This window comes from Elstera litoralis, from assembly GCF_000963705.1.
GTDB classification, from domain to species: Bacteria; Pseudomonadota; Alphaproteobacteria; order Elsterales; family Elsteraceae; genus Elstera; species Elstera litoralis.
On sequence record NZ_LAJY01000142.1, the window covers coordinates 1 to 5,632 of the forward strand.

4 protein-coding genes and 1 pseudogene are annotated in these 5,632 nt (G+C 63.2%); all 5 read right to left on the reverse strand.

Annotation, left to right across the window (positions count from 1 at the left end; all coding sequences use genetic code 11):
- A partial coding sequence (locus VZ95_RS06905; protein WP_045775202.1) for an AsmA family protein occupies nt 1-1,537 on the reverse strand: 1,537 nt, incomplete at its 3' end.
- 99 nt (nt 1,538-1,636) lie between these two features.
- A pseudogene (leuA, locus tag VZ95_RS06910) lies at nt 1,637-3,306 on the reverse strand (2-isopropylmalate synthase).
- Between the two features lie 277 nt (nt 3,307-3,583).
- On the reverse strand, nt 3,584-4,231 hold the full coding sequence (locus tag VZ95_RS06915; RefSeq protein ID WP_045775203.1) for an NrsF family protein: 648 nt from the start codon (nt 4,229-4,231) through the stop codon (nt 3,584-3,586).
- A gap of 1 nt (nt 4,232) precedes the next feature.
- The gene (locus VZ95_RS06920) at nt 4,233-4,745 is read right to left on the reverse strand and encodes a sigma-70 family RNA polymerase sigma factor (RefSeq protein ID WP_052711558.1); all 513 of its coding nucleotides are present in this window, start codon (nt 4,743-4,745) and stop codon (nt 4,233-4,235) included.
- Nucleotides 4,746-4,781: 36 nt separating this feature from the next.
- Nucleotides 4,782-5,582: an undecaprenyl-diphosphate phosphatase gene (locus tag VZ95_RS06925; protein WP_045775205.1), complete on the reverse strand. Its 801-nt coding sequence runs from the start codon at nt 5,580-5,582 to the stop codon at nt 4,782-4,784.
- Nucleotides 5,583-5,632: the final 50 nt, after the last annotated feature.

The window sequence follows — 5,632 nt, forward strand, 5'->3', positions numbered from 1 at the left end:
GCACCGTTTCGCCGATGGTGAGGGCGAGGGTGCCGTCGAAGGATTTCAGCCCGGCAAAGCCGCCGTCGCCCGCCAGCAAGTCGCCCCAAGGCGTTTGCGGCGTCAGCGCGTCGAGCGGCAGCCGGTCAGCGGCGAGGGTCGCGGTAACATTGGGGTGATCCCAGCCTTCGAGGCGTAAGGCCCCGGTCAGGCGGCTATTATCGAAGCTCAAGTCGAGATGGTCGGCGACAAGGCTATCGCGGTCGCCAGAAAGGGCGAGTGTGCCGCTTATCCGCCGAACCCGATCGCCGCGCGGAAACCAGCGCGGATCGAGCCCGGCCCAGACGAGGGCCGGGCGGGGATCGTCGCCGCCGAACTCGCCGCGCCCGGCAAAGCGCCAGTTTTCGTCGGGTAGAACCGCGCCGCTCAGCGCAATATCGGTGCCGCCGGGTAGCACCACGGCGGCTTCGGGCAGGGTGACGATCCCATCGGCCCAGGCGGCGCTCACGCGGGCTTGGCGCAGCACCCCGCCGCGCCACTCCACCGCGTCGGCGGCGAGGGTCAAGCGGCCTTCGGGAATGGAGGAATCGGCGCGCGGCACCAGCGGTGCTTGCCACGGGGCGCGCAGCGCATCCAGATCGAGCCGCGCGGTGCGCAGGCTGGCCTGCCACGTGAGATGATCGGTCCAGGCCAGCGCAAGGTTCCCCGCCAGCCGCTGATCGCCGAGCGCGAGGCTGAGATCGTGCAGCGACAGCCCGTCGGGCGTGAGATCGACCGAGGCATCGAGGGCAAAGCGCCCGTCCGCCGGTTTGGGCACGCCGAAGCCGAGCAGATGGGCAAGCTCGGTCGCGCGGTTGCCCTCGCCCTTCAGCTTGCCAAGAAAGCGCGCGCCGCCGTCTTCCGCCAGCATGCCGGTGAGGCGTAAGCTGGGGCCGCCGCCGCGCGGACCGACTTGCAGGGTAAGGGCACGGCCTAGCGACGCTTCGAGCCGCCACGGCAGCGTGCGGTGCCGGAAGGTGGCGGTGAGGCGCGGGGCATCGCCGAGTTTGCCGAAGGTCAGATCGGCCTCGATCCCGGTCAGCCGGTCGCCCGCATCCATCAGGGGGGAGCCGATTTCGCCGTCGAGAATACTCACCCGCTCCAGCGTCGCGCGCCCGAAGCCCAGGAAATCGGTGCCCGTCGGCAGATCGAGAAATTCCGCTACCGGATGGTCGATGCGCAAGGAGGCGACGCGGATGGTGCCGACGAGCAGCGCGCCTAAATCGAGATCGGCCTGAATGGCATCGGCGCGCAGGAAAATCGGCGAACGCTCGCCCGCCGCTTCCCCCAGGCGAACTTCTTCGGCGCGGAAAGAGGGGGTGGGGAGCAAGGTGAGACGCACGTCGCCGTCGATGGCCACGCGCCGCCCGGTAACATCGCCGATCAGATCGGTCAGTTCATCGCGATATTGGGTCCAGTCGATCCAGCGGGGTGCCAGCAACGCCGCGCCGACAAGCAGCAGGCAAAGCCCCAGCAGAATGATCCAGCCAAATCCACGCTTGCCCGCCCTTTGGCCCATGATGCTCCTAAAGCGCAACGCCCGATGGGGATGTTATAGCAGAAGGAACCCTGAGGAGCGCTAGGGGAAGCATCGCTCTTCCCCTAACCTTACGCCGATTTACGCTTTCAGCAGCCGATTGACCGCCGAGGTGACGGCTTTCAAGGCGGCGGTGACGATATTGCGGTCGGCCCCGACGCCCCAGATGGTGCCTTCCGCCGTTTTCAATTCGATATAGGCAACGGCCTGGGTGTTCTGCCCGCGTCCCGTCGCCTGTTCGCTGTAGGAGAGCAGATCAATCTCGATGCCGTGCAGGCTTTGCAAAGCGCTGCAATAGGCGTCGATCGGCCCGTTGCCGCTGCCTTTGATGGTCGTTTCCACGCCTTTATGGCGAATGGTTGCCGTCAGGTGGCGGACTTCCGAAGCGTGGGCGTCCGGCACCGTTGTGTGCGAGAGGAATTCGACCGGGTCGATGGCTTTCAGATACTCGCTATCGAACACGTCCCAAATATTCCCCGCCGACAGCTCCTTGCCGGTCGCGTCGGTCACGCGCTGGACCACTTGCGAGAATTCGATTTGCAGGCGGCGCGGCAGCGTGACGCCATAATCGGCTTCGAGCAGATAGGCGATGCCGCCTTTGCCCGACTGGCTATTGACGCGGATGATGCCTTCGTAGCTGCGGCCCACGTCCGACGGGTCGATGGGCAGATAGGGCACTTCCCATTCGCCGGAATTGGAGCGTTTCAGCGCCTCCAAACCCTTCTTGATCGCGTCCTGATGGCTACCGGAGAAAGCCGTGAACACCAGATCGCCCGCATAGGGGTGGCGCGGATGCACGGGCAGTTGATTGCAATATTCGGCAACCCGGACCAACTCGTTAATGTCCGACAGGTCGAGGGCGGGATTGACGCCCTGGGTGAACATATTCAGCGCCAAGGTGACGACATCGACATTGCCGGTGCGCTCGCCATTGCCGAACAAAGTGCCTTCCACCCGGTCCGCGCCCGCCATGATGCCGAGTTCGGCAGCGGCAACGCCGGTGCCCCGGTCGTTATGGGGATGCAGGGAAATGATCGTCTCTTTGCGCCAGCGCGTGTGGCGGCAGAAATATTCAATCTGGTCGGCGTAAATATTCGGCGAGGCCATTTCCACCGTGGCGGGCAGATTGATGATCGCCCGATGGGTCGCGGTCGGCTGCCACACGTCCAGCACCGCATCGCAGACTTCGACGGCATAATCGATTTCGGTGCCAGTGAAGCTTTCCGGCGAATATTGGAACACCACCTCAGTTTCGGGCACGCTCGAAACCAGATCTTTCACAATCTGGGTGCCTTCGGTGGCAATCGCTTTGATCCCATCCTTCTCCAACCCGAACACGACGCGCCGTTGCAGCGTGGAAGTGGAATTGTAGAGATGGACGATAGCGCGGCGCGAGCCTTAATCGCCTCGAACGTCCGCTCGATCAGCGGGCGGCGGGCTTGGGTCAAGACCTGGATCGTCACGTCATCGGGGATCAGGTTTTCGTCGATCAACTGGCGGCAGAAATCAAAATCGGTCTGGCTGGCCGCCGGGAAACCGATTTCGATTTCCTTAAAGCCCATCGCCACCAGAGCCTTGAACATGCGCAGTTTGCGCTCCGGCCCCATCGGCTCGATCAGCGCCTGATTGCCGTCGCGCAAATCGACCGAGCACCACATCGGCGGCTTGGTAATTTGCGCGTCGGGCCAGGTGCGATTGGGCAGGTTAATGGGTTGGAACGGGCGATATTTGGTCGCAGCGTCGATCTTCATCGGATTTTCCTAAGGTCTCTGAAATCGGCCTAAACGGCATGGGGAGGGTGCGCGCGGCCCGCCTACAGCTACCGGATGGCCGCCTTAGGGCCGGTAGCCGCCGATAAGTCGAAGCGCGAGAAGAAGGCCAGCAGTATCCTGCGCCCCGGAACGGGTCGGCAGCAGGAACAGGGAGGGGGCCGTCTGAAAGCTCATGGGGGCGACGATAGGCGGGCAGGGGCGCACGGGTCAACCGTCTTTCGATGGGGAGGCGGTCATACGTAAAGCGCGCGCGTTTCTAGCGCTGGAGACGAAACCGCCGCGTCAGCAGCGCCGGCCCCATCACCCCGAAGCCGACCACCAAGCCGCTGATAATCAGCCCGTGGCTGATGAGCACGATCACGCTGGTATCGTAGCTATGATAAAGGCTCATAGCGAAGGCGGCGAGCGAGGCCGAGGCGAGACCGGCCAGCACGGCCAGCGGCACCCGCTGTAAGGGCGCGGCGCAGCGTAGCATCACCAGCATCGGCACGCCCGAAACCAGCCCGGTCCAGCCGATTTGTTGCAGGCAATGGGTGGAAATGCTCCAGGCGAAGCGCCCGCTGTCCAGATCATCCAGGCAGCCTTTTCCCAGGAACAGCAACCAAAGCAATAGCGTGGGGAGGGGCGTTAGGAGCGTCCAACTAGGGGCACCGGGAATGGCTGCACGAAAGGCCGCGAAGGCCGCGATGATCCCGGTCAGCAAAATCGCGGCGGTTTCGGCGATAAAGCGGGTTTTTTCCATCTGCATCGAAAGATCGGGGCGCAGGCCGCTAACCCAGATAATGATCCCTAAGAACAGCGTAACCGCCCCCAGCCAAATCAGCGCGCGCACGGCGGGCGGGCGCAAGCGTTTGACCGGCGCAAGCTCGGTGCTGAGCAAATCGATCAGATGGGTGCTGTCCATGTTATTCGCCCCCCATCAGCCCTTTCAGGCGTTTGAGCGCCCGATGGACTGAGACTTTCAATGCGCCGATGTTCGTACCCATTTCCAGAGCCGCTTCCGCTAACGACTTATCCTGAAGCTTCAGCAGCACGATGGCTTGGCGTTGCGCTTCGGGAAGTTGATCCAGCGCATGCCGCAAGGCTTGCACTTCATCCACGGCTTCCTGATCGCTATTCGTTACCAGTCGGTTCGAGGTTACATCGAAATCATCGACGGTGGTTTCTTTGGCCGAGCGGCGCTTAATCCGGCGCAGCTCGTCCAGCAGGCGATGGCGGACTATGGCGGCGAGCCAGGGTTTGAACGGGCGCGCTGGATCATAGGTGTGGCGCACCAGATGCAGCGACAGCAGCGCTTCCTGCGCCGCATCCTCGTCGGCCCGGCCCACTTGGCGGATAATCAGAGCGCGCACGAAGGGCAGAATCTCGGTCAGCAAGCGCCGATAGGCTGCTGCATCGCCCGCTTGGGCTGCGGCCATCAATATGCCCCACGGGTCGGGCGGCGGGCTCATCGCCTAGCGGGCAATCAACAGTCCCAGCATCAGCGCGCCCAAAGCGATGCGATACCAGGCGAAGGGGGTAAAACCGTGCCGGGCGATGAAGCCGACGGCGACGCGCACGACCAGAAGCGCAGTCAGGAAAGCGACCGCAAAGCCGACACCGATCACCGCCCCGCCCTCGAAGGAAAGCTGCGACCAGTTTTTATAGAGATCATAGACCGTGGCGGCGGCCATCGTCGGCACCGCCAGGAAAAAGCTGAACTCGGCGGCGGTCTTGCGGTCGAGCCCCATTAGCCGCGCCCCCAGAATGGTCGCCCCGGAACGCGAGACGCCGGGGATCATGGCGAGGCACTGGATAAAACCAATGGTCAGCGCGGTTTTCGGCGGCATCTCGGCGATATCATGGTAGCGCTCTTCGGTGCCGCGCCCCTCGATCACCAAAATGGCGATGCCGCCCAGGATGAGGGCGATGGAGACGACCCAGGGTGAAAACAGCACGCTCTTAATGAAGCCATGCGCCCCGGCCCCAATCACCATCGCGGGCAGGAAGGCCAGCAGGATCACCAGAATGAAGCGTTGCGCGGCTTTATCGTTCGGCGCGGCCAGCAGCACGCCGAACAGTTTGCGCCAATAGAGCACGACAATGGCGAGAATCGCGCCGAGTTGAATGACGATCTCGAATACTTTGCCCGGCGGGCCTTGGAAGCCGATCAAATCGCCGAGCAGAATCAGATGCCCGGTGGAGGAAACCGGCAGAAACTCCGTCAGCCCTTCCACCAGCCCCAGAAAAGCCGCCTGCCAAAACAGCGTATCCACCGTTGTTACCCCTCATTTTACTAGATCAAAACTGGCATGTGCTCGGGCAA

Bases quoted from the DNA above. Each gene is read 5' to 3' on its own strand.
- VZ95_RS06915 (WP_045775203.1), bottom strand. From the start codon at position 4,231: ATGGACAGCACCCATCTGATCGATTTGCTCAGCACCGAGCTTGCGCCG.
- VZ95_RS06920 (WP_052711558.1), bottom strand. From the start codon at position 4,745: ATGGCCGCAGCCCAAGCGGGCGATGCAGCAGCCTATCGGCGCTTGCTG.